12 protein-coding genes and 1 rRNA gene are annotated in these 17296 nt (G+C 62.5%); 11 read left to right on the forward strand and 2 right to left on the reverse strand.

Annotated features, from left to right (window positions below; translation table 11 throughout):
* The first annotated feature begins 32 nt into the window (after positions 1 to 32).
* Positions 33 to 145: ribosomal RNA gene (gene rrf / locus JANGC3_RS0121120) — 5S ribosomal RNA — on the forward strand.
* A gap of 218 nt (positions 146 to 363) precedes the next feature.
* On the forward strand, positions 364 to 999 hold the full coding sequence (locus JANGC3_RS0121125; protein WP_026133289.1) for a LysE family translocator: 636 nt from the start codon (positions 364 to 366) through the stop codon (positions 997 to 999).
* Here JANGC3_RS0121125 and JANGC3_RS0121130 read toward each other — a convergent pair.
* Positions 996 to 1949, reverse strand: coding sequence for a LysR family transcriptional regulator (locus tag JANGC3_RS0121130; RefSeq protein ID WP_157406797.1), 954 nt, complete (start codon positions 1947 to 1949; stop codon positions 996 to 998). The two genes, JANGC3_RS0121125 and JANGC3_RS0121130, sit on opposite strands and share 4 nt — an antisense overlap.
* Positions 1950 to 1981: 32 nt before the next feature.
* On the opposite strand from JANGC3_RS0121130, the gene JANGC3_RS0121135 reads away from it, so the two are divergent.
* The gene (locus JANGC3_RS0121135) at positions 1982 to 2653 is read left to right on the forward strand and encodes a LysE family translocator (RefSeq protein ID WP_017878482.1); all 672 of its coding nucleotides are present in this window, start codon (positions 1982 to 1984) and stop codon (positions 2651 to 2653) included.
* A gap of 113 nt (positions 2654 to 2766) precedes the next feature.
* Positions 2767 to 4002 (forward strand): TerD family protein, encoded by a 1236-nt coding sequence (locus JANGC3_RS29790; protein ID WP_157406799.1) that lies wholly within the window; start codon positions 2767 to 2769, stop codon positions 4000 to 4002.
* A 3-nt stretch (positions 4003 to 4005) separates the two neighbouring features.
* Here the strand turns inward: JANGC3_RS29790 and uraH are convergent, their stop codons facing one another.
* A complete protein-coding gene (gene uraH, locus JANGC3_RS0121145) occupies positions 4006 to 4359 on the reverse strand; it encodes a hydroxyisourate hydrolase (RefSeq protein ID WP_017878484.1) in 354 nt (117 codons plus the stop codon).
* Between the two features lie 107 nt (positions 4360 to 4466).
* On the opposite strand from uraH, the gene puuE reads away from it, so the two are divergent.
* The 7 genes from puuE to JANGC3_RS0121180 all read left to right on the forward strand — a co-directional run bounded on the left by puuE (position 4467) and on the right by JANGC3_RS0121180 (position 17193).
* Positions 4467 to 5420, forward strand: a complete 954-nt coding sequence (gene puuE, locus JANGC3_RS0121150; RefSeq protein ID WP_017878485.1) for an allantoinase PuuE — start codon at positions 4467 to 4469, stop codon at positions 5418 to 5420.
* 140 nt (positions 5421 to 5560) lie between these two features.
* Positions 5561 to 7024 (forward strand): xanthine dehydrogenase small subunit, encoded by a 1464-nt coding sequence (xdhA, locus tag JANGC3_RS0121155; protein WP_026133291.1) that lies wholly within the window; start codon positions 5561 to 5563, stop codon positions 7022 to 7024.
* Positions 7025 to 7039: 15 nt separating this feature from the next.
* Positions 7040 to 9385, forward strand: a complete 2346-nt coding sequence (gene xdhB, locus JANGC3_RS0121160) for a xanthine dehydrogenase molybdopterin binding subunit (RefSeq protein WP_026133292.1) — start codon at positions 7040 to 7042, stop codon at positions 9383 to 9385.
* Positions 9385 to 10437 carry a xanthine dehydrogenase accessory protein XdhC gene (gene xdhC, locus JANGC3_RS0121165; RefSeq protein WP_017878488.1) on the forward strand — a complete coding sequence of 351 codons (1053 nt, stop codon included), beginning with the start codon at positions 9385 to 9387 and terminating at the stop codon, positions 10435 to 10437. The genes xdhB and xdhC overlap by 1 nt, the downstream gene beginning before the upstream one ends.
* A 12-nt stretch (positions 10438 to 10449) precedes the next feature.
* Complete coding sequence (guaD, locus tag JANGC3_RS0121170) at positions 10450 to 11766, forward strand: guanine deaminase (protein ID WP_026133293.1); 1317 nt, start codon at positions 10450 to 10452, stop codon at positions 11764 to 11766.
* A 70-nt stretch (positions 11767 to 11836) separates the two neighbouring features.
* Complete coding sequence (locus JANGC3_RS0121175) at positions 11837 to 13300, forward strand: hypothetical protein (protein WP_017878490.1); 1464 nt, start codon at positions 11837 to 11839, stop codon at positions 13298 to 13300.
* A gap of 491 nt (positions 13301 to 13791) precedes the next feature.
* Positions 13792 to 17193: a TonB-dependent receptor gene (locus JANGC3_RS0121180; RefSeq protein ID WP_017878491.1), complete on the forward strand. Its 3402-nt coding sequence runs from the start codon at positions 13792 to 13794 to the stop codon at positions 17191 to 17193.
* The last annotated feature ends 103 nt before the right edge of the window (positions 17194 to 17296 follow it).

The raw sequence follows: 17296 nt of genomic DNA on the forward strand, positions 1-17296 counted from the left end.
AATTCCCGGGGCAGATGGTTTTACAAGTTATGCCTGATGACCATAGCAAATTGGTACCACCCCTTCCCATCCCGAACAGGACCGTGAAACAATTTTGCGCCGATGATAGTGCTGCAACCAGTGTGAAAGTAGGTTATCGTCAGGCTTGTTATATTAAAAAACCCCACCAGCCCCAGCGTGCTCAAGATCGCGCCGGGCGCCGGTGGGGTTTTTTTCCGTCCGCGTTTTCGTCGGCTTTGTTTTTTGTCGGCGGCCCGTCGCGCTCCAAGGCTGTTCTATTTTTGGCAATTAAATTCACACCAAGCTTCCTGCTCGCGCTATCATTGGGGTCGCATTTCCCACCCCTGGATAGAAAAGGCCATCATGAGCACAATGATTACGCTTCTTAGTATCGCTAGCGCCACCGCAATTGGCGCAATTAGCCCTGGACCAAGCTTCGTGATGATCGCCCGCACCGCCGTCACGTCGAGCCGCGCAAACGGCCTGGCCGCCGCGTTCGGGATGGGGATCGGCGGTACTATCTTTGCCGTCGCCGTGCTGCTGGGGCTACAAGCGCTGCTGGCTTCCGTACCGGTGCTTTACCTCGTATTGAAGGCGGCGGGCGGTGCCTATCTGGCCTATATCGGGTATCGAATTTGGAAGGGTGCCAATTCGCCATTGATGCTGTCGGCCGGCGCCGGCGAGGAAACACATCCGACGTTGCGACGTTCCTTCCTGCTGGGACTAGCCGCGCAGTTGAGCAATCCCAAGACGGCGATTTGTTACGGCAGCATTTTCGCTTCGCTGTTGCCGAAAGAGGTGCCTGTGGCCTTGATGCTGGCCCTGCCGCTAGTGATTTTCACGATCGAGGCAGGCTGGTACAGCATTGTTGCCACGTTACTGTCGTCCGCTTCGCCGCGCGACACCTATCTGCGTTACAAGAGCTGGGTCGACCGCGTGGCTGGCGGTGTAATGGGCTTGCTCGGCGTGCGCTTGGTGGCGACCTCCGCGGAAGTCTAATCAGTCAGCTTTAGCAATGAGGCGGGGGTTATCTCCGGTGCCCCTTGCGCCTTCAGCCAATCGGTGAAAATCGCTACCCGTGAAGAAGCTTGATGGCGGCCAATCGCAAACGAATAAGAGCCTGAATCGATGGCTGTTGCATGAAGCAGTTGGAGTGCATTGGACTGTAGCATCGTCGAGATGAAGGCCGCCGGTACAACCAGAGCGCCCAGGCCCTGTTTAGCCGCTTCTATCGCCAACACGGTGTTGTCCAGCTCAAACGTCGGCTCCAGCGGCTTGGCATCCATGCCGTGAGCTGTGCTCCAGCCCGCCCAAAGGTCGGGCCTGGAACGCGCGCCGATGCGCGCCACCCCGCTTAACCAGCGCATGTCCGCCGATCTGCCGGGAGGCAAATTCGACATGAATTCAGGACTCGATACCAGCACGGAGCGCTCCTGCATGAATGTCTGCGCCGGCAGGCCGCGCAATTCACTGACGTCGCGCCGCAAGAACACGTCCGCCGGCGAGGATGGATTAATGTTGCCGTCGACTGTACGGATCTGCACATGAATATGTAGGTAACGCTTCCTAAAATCCGCTAACTGCGGAATTAACCAGTGCATCGCAAGCGTCACACTGGTGTCGACCAGGATGGAACCCTGCCGTTGAACACGGCCGCCAGGATCGAGCACGTCATTAATCGCCGCCATTTTGTCGCCAACGCGCTCCTGTAGATGTCGCCCTTGCGCCGTCAGCGTGGCCGAGCTGCCAAGGCCACGGTCGAATAGCACCTGCTTCAGATGTGCTTCCAGCGTTTGGATTTGCCGGCTGACCGCGCCTGGCGTAAGGTGCAGCGCCAGCGCGGCTTGGCGAAAGCCGCCCTCTTGAACAACGACACAAAAGACGTGTAAGGCATTCAGCGGAGGACGAAGACTCATCGTAATGTGAGAACGGAGTTGAGGAAAATTCAACACATCATACCAAAATCTCGGTTGATGGCTAGATGCAGAAATTGCACTATCAAATATTACAAATTGAGCAGGGATGGGCGATGAACCAAGCCTATTGGATTTTTGTCGCCATGGTCGTCTTCACCGTGTCAAGCCCCGGGCCAGGCGTGCTGATGACCTTGGACAACGCGATTGCCGCTGGCTGGCGAGCGGCAATGCATGGCGTGCTAGGGCTGGCGATCGGTGCGGCGGCGATGGCGGCGCTGTCCGCCGCCGGCATCGGACTGCTGATCCGCTCCTCTCCACTCTTGTTTGTGCTGCTGAAATATTGCGGAGTGGCGTATCTTTTTTATCTGTCCTATAAGACTTGGAGCCGCACGTCGCAGGCGCTGGGTGGTGCGCGCGGCAATTGCGACGCTGGCGTGACGCTGCAAAAACGCATGGTCGCAGGCGCTATCTTGCAGACGAGTAATCCCAAATCGCTGTTCTTTTTCTTGTCCGTGTTGCCGCAGCTCGCCGAGGGCAAGGCCGGTCAGCCGCTGCCGCTGGTAGCGGCTGTCGCCACCTATTGCATCGTGCTGATTCTGGTCCACGGGCTGTACGCCGGGCTGGCGGCCAGGGCCAGAACGTGGCTAAGCCAGCCGGGCGCCGCCCGCCTGCTGTCACGCCTGAGCGCACTGATGTTTTTTGCGTTTGGCGTCACGATGCTGACGCTGAAGCTTTAAGCAGGCAGCTAAGCTTATCGTCGGCGTGCGCGCTGTTTTTGCATCCATCTTCTATAATTCGCCACAACTGACTGGTGTTCCGGTCACAAACCGATAACACAAGGAGCAGGATAATGAGCGATTTCGGCCGTGGTCAAAAAGGTAAGTTGGCAGATATGGAATGCACCGGCGCATTCCCGATCACCCTGAATCTTGCGGCGTCGGGCATATCGGTGGACGCCGCCTGCTTTGGTTTGGATGAAGCCGGCAAGCTGTCGGACGACCGCTATATGGTGTTTTTCAATCAAAAAGCCAGTCCCGGCGGGGCGGTGACGCTGGAAACGGCTGGCGAGAAATCGGTCTTCGTCACGGACGTGGCCAAGTTGCCGGATTCGATCCATCGCCTGGTGTTCGCCGCGTCGATCGACGGCGAGGGCACCATGCGCCAATTGGGCCAAAGCTCGATGACGCTCGGTACCGGGATATTCAACTTTGCCGGTGCCGATTTCGACAATGAAAAAGCGGTTATCGTAGGCGAGGTGTATAAGCGCGACGGTCTTTGGCGTTTTGGTGCAGTTGGCCAAGGCTTTTCGGGTGGCTTGGCCGCGTTGCTGGCGCATTTCGGCGGCGCCGAGTCCGGACCCGTGGAAGCGGCGGCGCCGGTTCCGGCGCCAAGCAAGATTTCACTGTCTAAAGTGAGCTTGACCAAGGTCGGCCAAAGCCATTCTATCTCGCTGGTGAAAGGTCCAGCCGCGCCGCGCAAACTGGTGGTGAAGGCGACGTGGGAAGACAACGGCGACGGCGAGGACGATAACGACGACCTGGACTTGCGTGTCGGCATTCTGTTGGCGGATGGACGGATGAAGTTTGTTTCGGCGCCGAATTTCCCTGGCGACTTCGACAGCGCCCCCTTCGTCAAGCATCTCGGCGATATTAAAGTGGCGTCGGCCAAGGAGCCGGCTACCGAAACCGTCGAAGTGAATCCCGCCATCGCCCAGCACTGCGGCGGCCGGGTAGCGCTGGTATTTAGCGTGTATTCAGCGGTAGGGAATGGCGCCGTGTCGGTGGCCTCCTTGAAACCGAAAATGCGGATGGAATACGGTGATCAAATCGTTGAATGCGCATTCGACTTTTCCGGTTGCAAGGCCGCCAAGGACAGCAGCGTTTACACCTACGTGATCGGCATGGCGGTTATCGACGGCGACAGCATCGTCTTGGCCCCATCCGGGCAAACGTCGGAGTCTGGCAGCGAGAGCACGCCCTGGCTCCAATGGGACGGCAAGCAAGCCAAGATGACAATGGACGGCCCAGTGGTATTCAAGGACGACGACGCCGACTTAGATTGCGACAGCCCGCACCGCTATTGCTGATCGTTAGCTGCCGCGATAGGTCGAGTACGACCATGGCGACACCACCAGCGGCACATGGTAATTCTGGTCGGCGTGCGCAATGCCGAAGGCCAGCGTGACGAGGTCGATGAAGCGCGGCGAGGGCAGTTCCACGCCCTGGGCCGCGAAATAATCGCCGGCGTTGAACACCAGCTCGTATTGGCCGGCTTTCATGGTGTCGCCTTCCAGCAGCGGCGCGCCGCAGCGGCCGTCGGCGTTGGTGACATCCATCTTCAACAACACCTTGCCTTCCGCCCCGACGGAGAACAAGGCAACCTTGACGCCCGCTCCCGGTTTGCCATGCGCGATGTCCAATACATGTGTGCTCAGTTTGCCCATTGTGCGTTCCTATATGTCGAAGTTGAAAATGCTTATCTTGTAAATCATATACTGGTACGCCGCAGTCACTATATTATTGGGCATATACTCACATTGGCGCCGCCCCCATGACCACTTACGATAATTACCCGCGCGATTTGATCGGCTACGGCCGCACGCCGCCCCATCCGCAATGGCCGAACCGCGCCCGCATCGCGCTGCAGTTCGTGCTGAACTATGAAGAGGGCGGCGAAAACAACGTCCTGCACGGCGACGCCGCGTCCGAAACCTTCCTGTCCGAGATTATCGGTGCGGCCGCCTTCCCGATGCGCCACCTTAGCATGGAGTCGATCTACGAATACGGTTCGCGCGCCGGTCTGTGGCGCCTGTTGCGCATGTTCGAGGACCGCGGCTTGCCGCTGACGGTGTTCGGCGTGGCGATGGCGCTGAAACGCAACCCGGAGGCCGTCGCGGCCTTCCAGCAACTGGGCCACGAGATCGCCTGCCACGGTTTGCGCTGGATTTCCTACCAGAACGTCGACGAGGCCACCGAGCGCGCGCATATGCAAGAGGCAATGGCCATCATCAAGGACCTGACCGGGGCCGCGCCGCAGGGCTGGTACACCGGCCGCGATTCGCCGAACACGCGCAAGCTGGTGGTCGAGCATGGCGGTTTCCGTTACGACTCGGATTATTACGGCGACGATTTGCCGTTCTGGGAGCAAGTCGCCCACACCGACGCGTCCGGCGCGGCGGCGTCGCAACCGCACCTGGTGGTGCCGTACACGCTGGACACCAACGATATGCGCTTCGCGGCGATGCAGGGTTTCAACTCCGGCACGCAATTCTTCGACTATCTGAAGGATGCCTTCGACGTGCTGTACGCGGAGGGCGATCCGAACGGCCTGAACCAGCCGAAGATGCTGTCGGTCGGCTTGCATTGCCGCCTGGTGGGACGGCCGGGGCGGGCCGCCGCCCTGGCGCGCTTCCTCGACTACGTGCAAAGCCACCAACAGGTGTGGATCACGCGCCGCATCGATATCGCCGAACACTGGCATTCGACGCATCCGTATGTAAAATGAAGCAATCGACGTGAAGTAGGCCGGTACTGGCGTGATATGTAACTCGGCTGATAAGCGACATCAGCGTCAAACCATAATGGTGGGGCGCGCGGGTGTTAATCTGCAGGCTGAGACAATGCTGAAACAAAGCTGAGGCCACCATGTCAGAACCGATTCGATTTTACTACCGCGGCGCCGTGCAAGAAGTCGCCAATGTGTCGCCGACGCAAACCGTGCTACAGCACCTGCGCGAGGATTTGCATTGCACCGGCACCAAGGAAGGTTGCGCCGAGGGCGACTGCGGCGCCTGCACGGTGGTCATCGGCAGCTTGCAGAACGGCCAGCTGGAATTGAAGGCCGTCAATTCCTGCATCCAACTGACGCCTACGCTTGACGGCAAGGCCTTGTTTTCGGTGGAAGACTTGCAGCAGGCCGATGGCGCGCTGCATCCGGTGCAGCAGGCGCTGGTCGAATGCCACGGTTCCCAATGCGGCTTTTGCACGCCCGGCTTCGCCATGTCGCTGTGGGGCATGTATTTGAAGCAAGAATGTACGCCGCAACGGCGCGAAATCGACGACGCCCTGTCCGGCAACTTGTGCCGCTGCACCGGCTACCGCCCGATCATCGAAGCGGCCCAGCGCATGGGCGACTATCCCCGCGTCGAACTCGACCGTGCGGCGCTGACGCTGCAATTGCAGGCCCTGCAACGCGGCGAGATGGCGACATACAGCGCCCAGGGCCGGCAGTTCCACGCGCCTCGCACGCTCGACGAGCTGGTGCGGGTGCGCGCCGCCCATCCAAGCGCGGTGCTGCTGGCCGGCTCGACCGACGTCGGCCTGTGGGTCACCAAGCAGATGCGCGATCTGGGCGACATCATCTACCTGGGCCAAGTCGACTCCCTGAAAAGCATCACCACGACCGACGGCATGCTGGAAATCGGCGCCGGCGCCACCTTGAACGACGCCTACCAGGCGCTGTGCGTGCATTACCGGGAGCACCTGTCCGAGATGTGGCAGCGTTTCGCGTCGCTGCCCATCCGCAACGCCGGCACCTTGGGCGGCAACGTTGCCAACGGCTCGCCGATCGGCGATTCGATGCCGTGGATGATCGCGCTGGGCAGTGAAATCGTGTTGCGCGGCAGCGCCGGCCAGCGCGTGATGGCGCTGGAGGACTTTTACCTCGGCTATCAAAAGAAGGACTTGCTGGCGGACGAGTTCGTCGAAGCGGTGCGCGTGCCCTTGCCGCGCGCCGGCGTGCAGTTCCGCACCTACAAGCTGGCCAAGCGTTACGACCAGGATATTTCGGCGGTGTGCGCGGCGTTCGCCTTCACCCTCGACGGCGGCCTGATCAAAGAGGCGCGCATTGCCTTCGGCGGCATGGCGGCCACGCCGAAGCGGGCCACCCACGCGGAAGCCTTCCTGGACGGGCTGGAATGGAGCGAGGCCAACTTGAAGGCCGCCATGAAGTTGATGGAGCAAGACTACGCGCCGCTGTCGGACATGCGCGCCTCCAGCGCCTACCGCATGAAAAGCGCGCAAAACCTGCTGCGCCGTTTCTGGTTTGAAACCCGTATCGACGCGCCGCTGGCCGTTACCGGCGTCAACGCTTTTGCCTGCCGCGCATAATTTCGAGGAATCAGCATGAACCATCCAGGCGTACCAGAATTGAAAGCGGCGTGGGCGGCGGTCGGCGTTGCGCGTCCGCACGAGTCGGCGCAGTTGCACGTGCTTGGCCAGGCCACCTATACCGACGACATTCCCGAACTGCAAGGCACGCTGCACGCCGCGCTCGGCCTGTCGCAAAAGCCGCACGCGAAGATCGTCGCCATCGACCTGGCGGCGGTGCGCAAGTCGGCCGGCGTGGTCGCCGCCTACGTCGCGCGCGACATCCCCGGCAGCAACGATTGCGGACCGATCATCCACGACGACCCCATCCTCGCCGACGGCCTGGTGCAATACGTCGGCCAGCCCATTTTCATCGTCGTCGCGGACAGCCACGACAACGCCCGCCGCGCCGCGCGCCTGGGCAATGTGACGTACGAGGAATTGCCGGCGATTATGACGCCGCAGGCGGCCAAGGCGGCGCAGTCGTACGTGCTGCCGCCGATGCACCTGAAGCGCGGCGACTACCAGGCCGCGTTCGAGCGCGCGCCGCACGTCGTCAAGGGCGAATTGTATGTGGGCGGCCAGGAACAGTTTTATCTGGAAGGGCAGATTTCCTACGCGATCCCGAAGGAAGACGGGGGCATGCTGGTGCTGTGCTCGACGCAGCACCCGAGCGAGATGCAGCACATCGTCGCGCACACGCTGGGCGTGCACGCGCACAACGTCACGGTTGAATGCCGGCGCATGGGCGGCGGTTTCGGCGGCAAGGAATCGCAGTCCGGCCTGTGGGCGGCGTGCGCGGCCATCGCCGCCGCCGCGCTGAAGCGCCCGGTCAAGCTGCGCGCCGACCGCGACGACGACATGCTCGTCACCGGCAAGCGCCACTGCTTTTTTTATGAATACACAGTCGGCTACGACGCCGACGGCAAGATTCTCGCGGCCAAGGTCGACATGGTGTCGCGCGCCGGTTTCTCGGCGGACTTGTCCGGCCCGGTCGCCACGCGCGCCGTCTGCCATTTCGACAATACCTATTACCTGTCCGACGTCGATATCCGCGCCGCTTGCGGCAAGACCAACACCCAGTCTAACACCGCCTTCCGCGGCTTCGGCGGGCCGCAGGGCGCCATCGCCATCGAGTACATCATCGACGACATCGCCCGCAACCTGGGCCGCGACGCGCTCGACATCCGCCGCCTGAATTTCTACGGCCGCAACGACACCGAGGGCCGCAACGTCACGCCCTACGGCCAGAAAGTGGTCGACAACGTCATCGTCGAATTGAGCGCCGAGCTGGAGGCCAGCAGTGAATACCGCGCCCGGCGCGCCGCCGTCGACGCCTTCAACGCCACCAGCCCGGTGCTGAAAAAAGGCCTGGCCTTGACCCCGCTCAAGTTCGGCATCGCCTTCAACGTCACGCATCTGAACCAGGCCGGCGCGCTGGTGCACGTCTACGTCGACGGCTCGGTGCTGGTCAACCACGGCGGCACCGAAATGGGGCAGGGCATCAACACCAAGGTGTTGCAGGTGGTCGCGCATGAACTGGGCCTGGACTTCGAGCATGTGCGCGCCACCGCCACCGACACCAGCAAGGTCGCCAACACCTCGGCGACGGCGGCCTCGACCGGCGCGGACCTGAACGGCAAGGCGGCGCAGGACGCCGCCCGGCAAATCCGCGAACGCCTGAGCGCCTACGCTGTCGAACTGTACGGTGGCGACGTGGCCGACGTCGCGTTTTTCGACAACGCCGTGCACGTGAACGAGCATGTCCTGCCGTTCACGGAACTGGTGCAAAAGGCTTACCTGGCACGGGTGCAGTTGTGGTCCGACGGCTTCTACGCCACCCCGCATTTGCACTGGAACCCGACAACCATGAACGGCCACCCGTTCTCGTATTACGCCTACGGCGCGGCGGTGTCCGAAGTGGTGGTCGACACCCTCACCGGCGAGTGGAAACTGTTGCGCGCCGACGCGCTGTACGACGCCGGCCAGTCGCTCAACCCGGCCATCGACCTGGGCCAGGTCGAAGGCGCCTTTATCCAGGGCATGGGCTGGTTGACGACCGAGCAATTGTGGTGGAACGCCGGCGGCAAGCTGATGACGCACGCGCCGTCGACGTACAAGATACCGGGCGTCTCCGATTGCCCGGAAGACTTCCGCGTGCGCCTGTTTAAGAACCGCAACGTGGAGGACAGTATCCACCGCTCCAAGGCGGTGGGCGAGCCGCCGTTGCTGCTGCCGTTTTCGGTGTTTTTCGCGATCCGCGACGCCGTCTCCAGCGTCGCCGGCCACCGCGTCAACCCGCCGCTGAACGCGCCGGCCACCAGCGAGGAAATCCTCAAGGCCATCGCCGCGGTCGAGTCGGCAATCGAAGGGATGGCGTGATGGATAACTGGCTGACAAGCGCCGGCGATCAAGCCGCAGTGCTGGTGACGGTGGCGATCGTCGAGGGTTCCGGCCCGCGCGAAGCCGGCGCGAAAATGCTGGTGAGCGCCGATCGCTTATTCGACACCATCGGCGGCGGCCACCTGGAAATGCGCGCCATCGAAGTCGCGCGCGGCATGCTGGCGGGCGACGCCGCGCCGGCCCGCATTGAACGGTTTGCGCTCGGCCCCAGCCTGGGCCAGTGCTGCGGCGGCGTCGTGCACCTGGCGTTCGAACGCGTCGACGCCGGCCTGCTGGCGGTGCTGGACGCCTTGCGCCAGCGCCGCCAGGAAGATAGCTGGCGCGTCAGCGCCATCGACGGCGCGGCCGCCTCGGCCTTGTTCGACGCGGCCGGCAAGACCATCACGGGCGCCGACCTGGTGGTGCCGTCGGCGTTTGCGCGCGAACGCGCCGCCCACGTGCTGCGCGACGAGGCCGGGCGGCGCTGGCTGGTCGACCCGTGCCTGGCGCCGCGCGCCCATCTGACCTTGTTCGGCGCCGGCCACGTCGGCGCGGCCATCGTGCGCGCGCTGGCCGAGTTGCCGTGCAACGTCACCTGGGTCGACGAGCGCGAAGACATGTTTCCCGCAACGGTGCCCGGCAATGTCCGCATCGAAGCGTCCGACACCCCGGAGGCGCTGGTCGGCGAGGCGCCGGCCGGCGGCAGTTTCCTGGTCATGACGCACAGCCACGCGCTCGACCAGCGCCTGACCGAGGCCATCATGGCGCGCGCCGACGTTGGCTGGTTCGGCCTGATCGGCTCGCAGACCAAGCGCAAGCAGTTCGAGCACCGGCTGCGCGCGCGCGGCGTGGCCGCCGAGCGCATCGACGCGATGGTGTGCCCGATCGGCATGCCCGGTATTACCAACAAGGCGCCGGCGGTGATCGCCATCGCCGTCGCCGCGCAACTCATCACGGTGTGGGAGGCTGCTGCGGCGGCCTCCGGCACCACCGCACCGCTCAGGCTGGTAGCCTCCGGCGGCGCGTCCAAAGCAACTCACCAGTACAAGTAAAAGAAAGATTTCATGTCTACTGCAACAACCACCTTGCAAGCCTACCGGGCCAGCTTGCTGCACTTCCACGCCGATCCCGCCTTCAACGAGCAAGCCCATAGCTGGTTTGAAGACGGCCTGCTGCTGGTCGCCGACGGCAAAATCCAGGCGGCCGGCGATTACGCCCAGCTGCACGCCAGCCTGCCGCCCGGCACCGACGTGCTCGACTACCGCGGCAAGGTCATCATGCCCGGCTTTATCGACACCCACGTGCATTTCCCGCAAACCGACATGATCGCCTCGCCCGCGCCGGGCCTGCTGCCGTGGCTGGAAACCTACACCTTCCCGACCGAGCGCCAGTTTTCCGACCCGGCGCACGCGCGCGACGTCGCCGAGTTCTTCCTCGACGAGCTGCTGCGCTGCGGCACCACGACGGCCATGGTGTATTGCACCGTGCATCCAGAATCGGTGGACGCCTTCTTCAGCGCCAGCGAAGCGCGCCAGTTGCGCATGGTGGCCGGCAAGGTGATGATGGACCGCAACTGCCCGGAATTCCTGCGCGACACCGCCGAGAGCGGCGCCCGCCAGACCGAGGACTTGATCAAGCGCTGGCACAAGCGCGGCCGCGCGCTGTACGCGATCACGCCGCGGTTCGCCCCGACCTCGACCGAAGCCCAGCTGGAACTGGCCGGCGAGCTGGCGCGCGCCTACCCGGACACCTATCTGCAAACCCACGTGTCGGAAAACCTGGACGAGTGCAAATGGGTGCAGTCGCTGTTTCCGCATTCGCGCAGCTACATCGACGTCTACGACCACTACGGTATGCTGCGTCCGCGCGCGGTGTTCGGCCATTGCATCTGGCTCGACGAGCGCGACCGCGAACGCATGGCCGAAACCCAGTCGGCGGCGGCGATCTGCCCGACCTCCAACCTGTTCCTCGGCAGCGGCCTGTTCGACTTCGAGCGCGCCGACGCGGCCCGCGTGCCGCTGTCGCTGGCGACCGACGTCGGCGGCGGCACCACGTTCTCGATGTTGCAAACGATGAATGAAGCCTATAAAGTAGCGCGCATGAAAGGCAGTTATCTGCCGGCAATGCGTATGTTTTACCTGGCGACACTGGGCGGTGCGCGCAGCTTGCAGCTCGAAGGCACGATCGGCAACTTCGTCGCCGGCGCGGAAGCGGACTTCATCGTCCTCGACCCGAAGGCGACGCCGCTGCTGGCGCGCCGCACCGAGCGCTGCAACAGCCTGGAAGAGTTGTTGTTCGCGCTGGCGCTGCTGGGCGACGACCGCACGGTCGCGGCCACCTACGCCGCCGGGCGCCGGGTGCACCAACGCGTCGCCGGCTAAGAAGGTCGTTGGATTACCGGCGGCGCATTCCCGGAGGCTGCCGCCCCCCCCAATCCAACGAAAGCAACACATGCAAAAGAAACTCCCCGGCCTGATGATCGCGCTGGCCATCGCCGGCGGCGCCAACGCCGCCCCGCCGGTGTCGAACGAAGACATCACGAAACGCCATTTCGCCGAGCTGCTGGCCGGCCCGCAGCCGAAAACGGCCGAGCTGACCATGTTCTTTTCGATGATGCCGAAGGGCGGGGATTTGCACCACCATTACTCGGGCGCCATCTACGCCGAGCAATACCTGGAGTGGGTCGACAAGCAGCGCTTCTGCGTCGACAAGGCCAGCTACCAGATTGTTACCGACGCTGCGGCCATCGCCGCCGGCCGCGCCAAGGGCAGTTGCCTGTCATCGAGCGAAGTCATCGGCGACAACGCCATGTACCGCGAATTGTTGCAGCGCTGGTCGATCAAGGATTACGCCAACCACGGCGCGCTGCAAGCGCCGCCGGACCGCCAATTCTTCGACACCTTCGGTTATTTCGGCCCTGTCGCGTCGAGCAACACCAACGAGGGCCTGCTGACGCTGAAACAGCGCGCGCTGCAGGAAAACCTCGGCTACATCGAAACCATTTTCGAGCTGGCGCCGTTCACCCAAAGCGCCGATTTCGACCGGAAGGTGGCGCAACCCGGCGCCGACCTGGCCGCGCAGCTGACGGCCTGGAGCGCCACGCTGGAGCAGGACGCCGCCTTCAAGCAAAACATCGCCAATTACCTGGCCAACGTCAAGGCCAGCAGCGCCGGCGTCGACGACGCCCGCTTCACCATGCGCTACCAGGCTTACGTGCTGCGCTTCCTGTCGCCGTCGCAAGTGTTTTCGTCGATGCTGGCCGGTTTCCAGCTGGCCAGCCAAAGCCCGCAGATAGTCGGCGTCAACATCGTCGGCGCGGAAAACTTCAGCGTCTCGATGCGCGACTACGCGCTGCACATGCAGATGTTCAAGTTCTTGAAGACCAAGTATCCGTCCGTCAAGCTGGCGCTGCACGCCGGCGAACTGGCGCTGGGCATGGTGCCGCCGGAAGGCTTGACCTTCCACATCAACGACGCCATCACGGTGGCCGGCGCCGACCGCATCGGCCACGGCATCGACCTGGCGCATGAAACGAACGCGCTGGGCATCATGAAAACAATGCGCGAGCGCGGCATCCCGGTTGAAATCAATTTGACCAGCAACGACTTCATCGCCGGCGTCAAGAACCAGGCCCATCCGCTGACGCTGTACCGCAAGTACGGCGTGCCGTTTGTCATCTCGACCGACGATCCCGGCGTGGCGCGCAACAATCTGTCGGGTGAATACGTGTTGTTTGCCAGCCGCTATAAGACCGACTACGCCGAGGTCAAAAAGCTGTCGTATAACAGCCTGCGCTATTCCTTCCTCGCCGCTGGCGACAAACAGCGCCTGATCAAGGCCCTGGACGGACGTTTCACCCAGTTCGAGGCGGATATCGCCGCGGCGCACAAAAATACCACAGCCGCGAAACCATAATATTGCGGTGTGCGGCGGCGCCCCCCCGGGCGCGCCGCCGGTGTGAACAGTACGCGGCCGGACTCGCCGGCCGCACTCCCTTGCGTGATAGCGCTATCAACACTGCCTTTTAACGACGCCGCGACGTGTCCGTTGCGTATTGCGTTATTTATACTATTTATATATAAATACGTAAAATAAAACGTATTTGTCATCCAATTTAGCTTGATGCATAGTGGGGCGACAAGCGATGTTAAATCGTTAAAATTATCGCTTTATAGCATGTTTTTAAGATGCTTTAGCCCCACTACGCCCGCGCCGCGAGGCCGCGTCGACAGCGTGTTTTTTGTGTCTTCGTGCCGCTGGAAATGTGTCATGGCCTTGACATATTTGATCATTACACTCTCGCCTCACGCCCGTAACGGGATAGCTACAGCACAGTAAAAACGGGGGGTGTCGCGCTGACCGCGTACCGATCCCACAAAATAAAACAGTTTTTTAGGGGTACTACCATGATCAATCACAAACGGTTTCGGCTGACGCAGATAGCGCTAAGCCTGGCTATCGCGTTGGCGGTGGCACCGTCCTTCGCCCAGAACACCACGTCCGCCATCGGCGGGCGCATTTCCGGCAGCGACGGCCAGCCGGCCGGCGGCGCCACCGTCACCATCGTGCACACCGAGTCCGGCTCGATCAGCCACGTCGTCACCGACGCCGAAGGCCGTTACGTGGCGCGCGGCTTGCGCGCCGGTGGTCCGTACACGATCACGGTCAGCAAAAACGGCGTGGTCGAAAAACGCGAGGGCGTGTTTGTGCAACTGGCCGAAACCTCCAACGTCGACGCCACCCTGGGCGCGCCCATCCAGTCGGTGACCGTCACCGGCAACGCGGCCCGTTCCGACAAGTTCAGCAAGTCCAACATGGGCGCCGGCACCAGCATCAGCGCGACCGAACTGGCGATGCAGGCGTCCATCCAGCGCAATTTGCAAGACTATGCGCGGTCCGATCCGCGCGTGTCGCAAACCGACAAGGAGCGCGGCGAAATGTCGGTCGGCGGCCAGAACTCGCGCTACAACTCGCTGACCATCGACGGCGTGGCCGTCAACGACACCTTCGGCCTGGAGCCAAGCGGCAGCCCGACGGCGAAGCAGCCGATTTCTATCGAGGCGATCCAGTCGGTGCAGGTAAACGTGGCCAATTACGACGTCACGCAAAAAGGCTATACGGGCGGCAACGTTAACGCCGCCACGAAGTCGGGCACCAACACCGTCAAGGGCAGCGTTTATTACGTTTTCCGTAACGACAGCATGGTGGGCGAGCGCTTTAACGCCACCACCGGCGAGTACTATGAGGCGCCGCCGTTCCGCGAAACCACCAAGGGCGCGACGCTTGGCGGCCCCTTGATCAAGGATAAATTGTTCTTCTTCGCCAACGTCGAAGAGCTGATCAGCACCCGTACCACGCCAGCCTTCAGCCCGCTGGGCGGCCCGAAAACCAATGTCGGCATCACCCCGTCGACCATCTCCAGCGCGCAAGAGATCGCCAAGTCGGCGCACGGCTGGGATGTCGGCACGGCCGAGGTGCCGGGCACGCCGGAGATGTCGGTGAAAGACACCCTGCTCAAGCTGGACTGGAACATCAGCGATACGCACCGCGCGATGATGCGTTATTCGAAGACCACGCAGTCCGAGCCGCGGTTCCCCGGCATTAGCGCCACCTCGCTGTCGCTCAGCTCGCAATGGAACACCCAGAAGAAGGATGTCGAAACCCTGGTCGGCCAGTGGTTTGCCGACTGGACCCCGACGTTCACCACCGAGTTCAAGGTGTCGGCGCGCGACTTCAATAGCATCCCCGTCAACAACTCGACGTCGCCGGCGGTCGGCCTGCTGTTCGCCGGCGCCTTGCCGCCGGGTTCGCCTTCCAGCATCAAGGTGGACAAGCGCTACCTCAATTTCGGCACCGAGCAAAGCAACCAGAACAACGTGCTGGGCACCAAGACCAAGGACGCCTACCTGGGCGCGAACTGGGCGCTAGGCGACCATGAAGTGAAATTCGGCGGCGATTACAGCAAAAACGACGTGTATAACGCGTATTTGCAGAACGTTAACGGCAACTACACCTTCGGTTGCATCTCCGGAAAATATGCGTTCAGCGCAAGCCCGATCGTCTGCGGTTCGGGCTTGAGCGCGGCGCTGGAAGAGCAAGTTATCCTGGACAACTTCCGCCGTGGCCGCCCGTCGAGTTATATGGTGCAAGTGCCGGCCAGCGGCGACAAGTTCGACGCCGCCGTGGCGCGCTTCACCCTGCAAAACTACGGCTTCTTCGCCCAGGACACCTGGACCGTCAACAAGCAGTTGACCGTCAGCTACGGCGTGCGGGTGGACGCGGCCCGCCTCGGCGACCGTCCGGCGGCCAATGCCGCCGCCGCCGCGCCCATGGTGGCCGGCAACGCCGCCAGCAAGACCAACCAGACCGGCGGTTTCGGGCTGGACAACACCCAAACCATTGATGGCCAAAACCTGGTGCAGCCGCGGGTCGGCTTCAACTACACCTTCGACAGCGCGCGCCCGATGCAGGTGCGCGGCGGCGCCGGCCTGTTCCAGGGCGCGGCGGCCAACGTCTGGCTGGCCAACCCGTTCAGCAACTCCGGCGTGGCCACCCGCATTGTCGGTTGCGGCGGTTCCTTCAAGCCTTGCCCTACCACGGACGGCACCTTCAGTACCGACCCGTCCAAGCAGCCGGTCAGCTTCGTCGGCGCGCAGCCGGCCGCCAACGTCGACTTCCTGTCGCCGGACATGCGCCAGCCGTCGGTGTGGAAATCGAACCTGGCGTTTGAACACCAGTTGCCTTGGTACGGCATGGTGTTCGGCGCGGAGTACATGTACACCAAAACCAAGGACGCGATCTATTACCAGCATAAAAACCTGGGCGTGGCGTCGCGCATCGGCCGCGACGGCCGCGAGCTCTTCTACACGGACAATGGATACGACACTGCTTGCTGGCAGAACAACGGTACGCTGGTGTCCGCCTGCGGCGTGCGCACCCGCGCGTATAACAACAAGAGCTTCAACAACGTCCTGGTGGCGCAAAAAACCGAGAAGGGCGGCGGCAACCTCGCCACCCTGTCGCTGAGCCGTCCGCTGAGCCAGGGCATAGGCTGGTCGATGTCGTACACCTACACCGACGCCACCGAGGTGTCGCCGCTGACGTCGTCGGTGTCGAACTCGAACTGGGCCGCCCGCGCGGTGTTCCATCCGAACGAGGAGAAGCTGGCCAATTCGAGCTACCTGGTGAAGGACCGCATCAACGCCATGGTGAACTGGCAGCATCGCTTCTTCTCGAGCTACAAGACCACGGTGGGCGTGTTCTACGAGGGACGCAAGGGCAAGCCGTACAGCTGGACCTACAACAACGACTTGAACGGCGACGGCCAGGCCGGCAACGACCTGATGTACATTCCCAAGGCGCCGGGTTCGGGCGAAGTGGTGTTCGCCGGCGACACCGCCAGCAGCCATCTGAACGAAGACCGCTTCTGGTCCGTCGTCAACGGCAACAAGGAATTGAAGCGCTCGATCGGCCAGCTTACCAGCCGCAACGATAGTTTCTCGCCATGGACGAATAGTATTGACATGCGTGTCAGCCAGGAAGTCCCGGGTTTCTTCAAAGGGAACAAAGGCATCCTGACCCTGGATTTCTTCAACGTCGGCAATATGATCAACAAAAAATGGGGTCGTATCAACGAGATCGGCTTCGCCACCAGCGGTGGCCAGTCGCGCAGCTTCGTCGACTATGGCGGCATGGTCGACGGCCGCTACGTGTATCAAGTGAAGGACAAGGTGGAAGACTACGAAGTTCGCCAGGCCAAGGGCGAATCGCAGTGGGCGATCCAGGCCACGGTAAAGTACGAATTCTAATTGTCTCGCTGCGGGGAGCCGCGCGCCTTGGCGCCGCGGGTGCCGCATCGTAGCGAAACGGCTGGCGGCGACACCGGCCGTTTTTTTTGGGGCTGCGCCGGCG

Source organism: Janthinobacterium sp. CG3 (genome assembly GCF_000344615.1).
Classification (GTDB): domain Bacteria; phylum Pseudomonadota; class Gammaproteobacteria; order Burkholderiales; family Burkholderiaceae_D; genus Janthinobacterium.

Coding starts and splice junctions, on each gene's coding strand:
- guaD (WP_026133293.1), top strand. CDS start 10,450: ATGTCTACTGCAACAACCACCTTGCAAGCCTACCGGGCCAGCTTGCTG.
- JANGC3_RS0121135 (WP_017878482.1), top strand. CDS start 1,982: ATGCAGAAATTGCACTATCAAATATTACAAATTGAGCAGGGATGGGCG.
- JANGC3_RS0121175 (WP_017878490.1), top strand. CDS start 11,837: ATGCAAAAGAAACTCCCCGGCCTGATGATCGCGCTGGCCATCGCCGGC.
- JANGC3_RS0121180 (WP_017878491.1), top strand. CDS start 13,792: ATGATCAATCACAAACGGTTTCGGCTGACGCAGATAGCGCTAAGCCTG.
- puuE (WP_017878485.1), top strand. CDS start 4,467: ATGACCACTTACGATAATTACCCGCGCGATTTGATCGGCTACGGCCGC.
- xdhB (WP_026133292.1), top strand. CDS start 7,040: ATGAACCATCCAGGCGTACCAGAATTGAAAGCGGCGTGGGCGGCGGTC.
- xdhA (WP_026133291.1), top strand. CDS start 5,561: ATGTCAGAACCGATTCGATTTTACTACCGCGGCGCCGTGCAAGAAGTC.
- JANGC3_RS0121125 (WP_026133289.1), top strand. CDS start 364: ATGAGCACAATGATTACGCTTCTTAGTATCGCTAGCGCCACCGCAATT.
- uraH (WP_017878484.1), bottom strand. CDS start 4,359: ATGGGCAAACTGAGCACACATGTATTGGACATCGCGCATGGCAAACCG.
- xdhC (WP_017878488.1), top strand. CDS start 9,385: ATGGATAACTGGCTGACAAGCGCCGGCGATCAAGCCGCAGTGCTGGTG.
- JANGC3_RS29790 (WP_157406799.1), top strand. CDS start 2,767: ATGAGCGATTTCGGCCGTGGTCAAAAAGGTAAGTTGGCAGATATGGAA.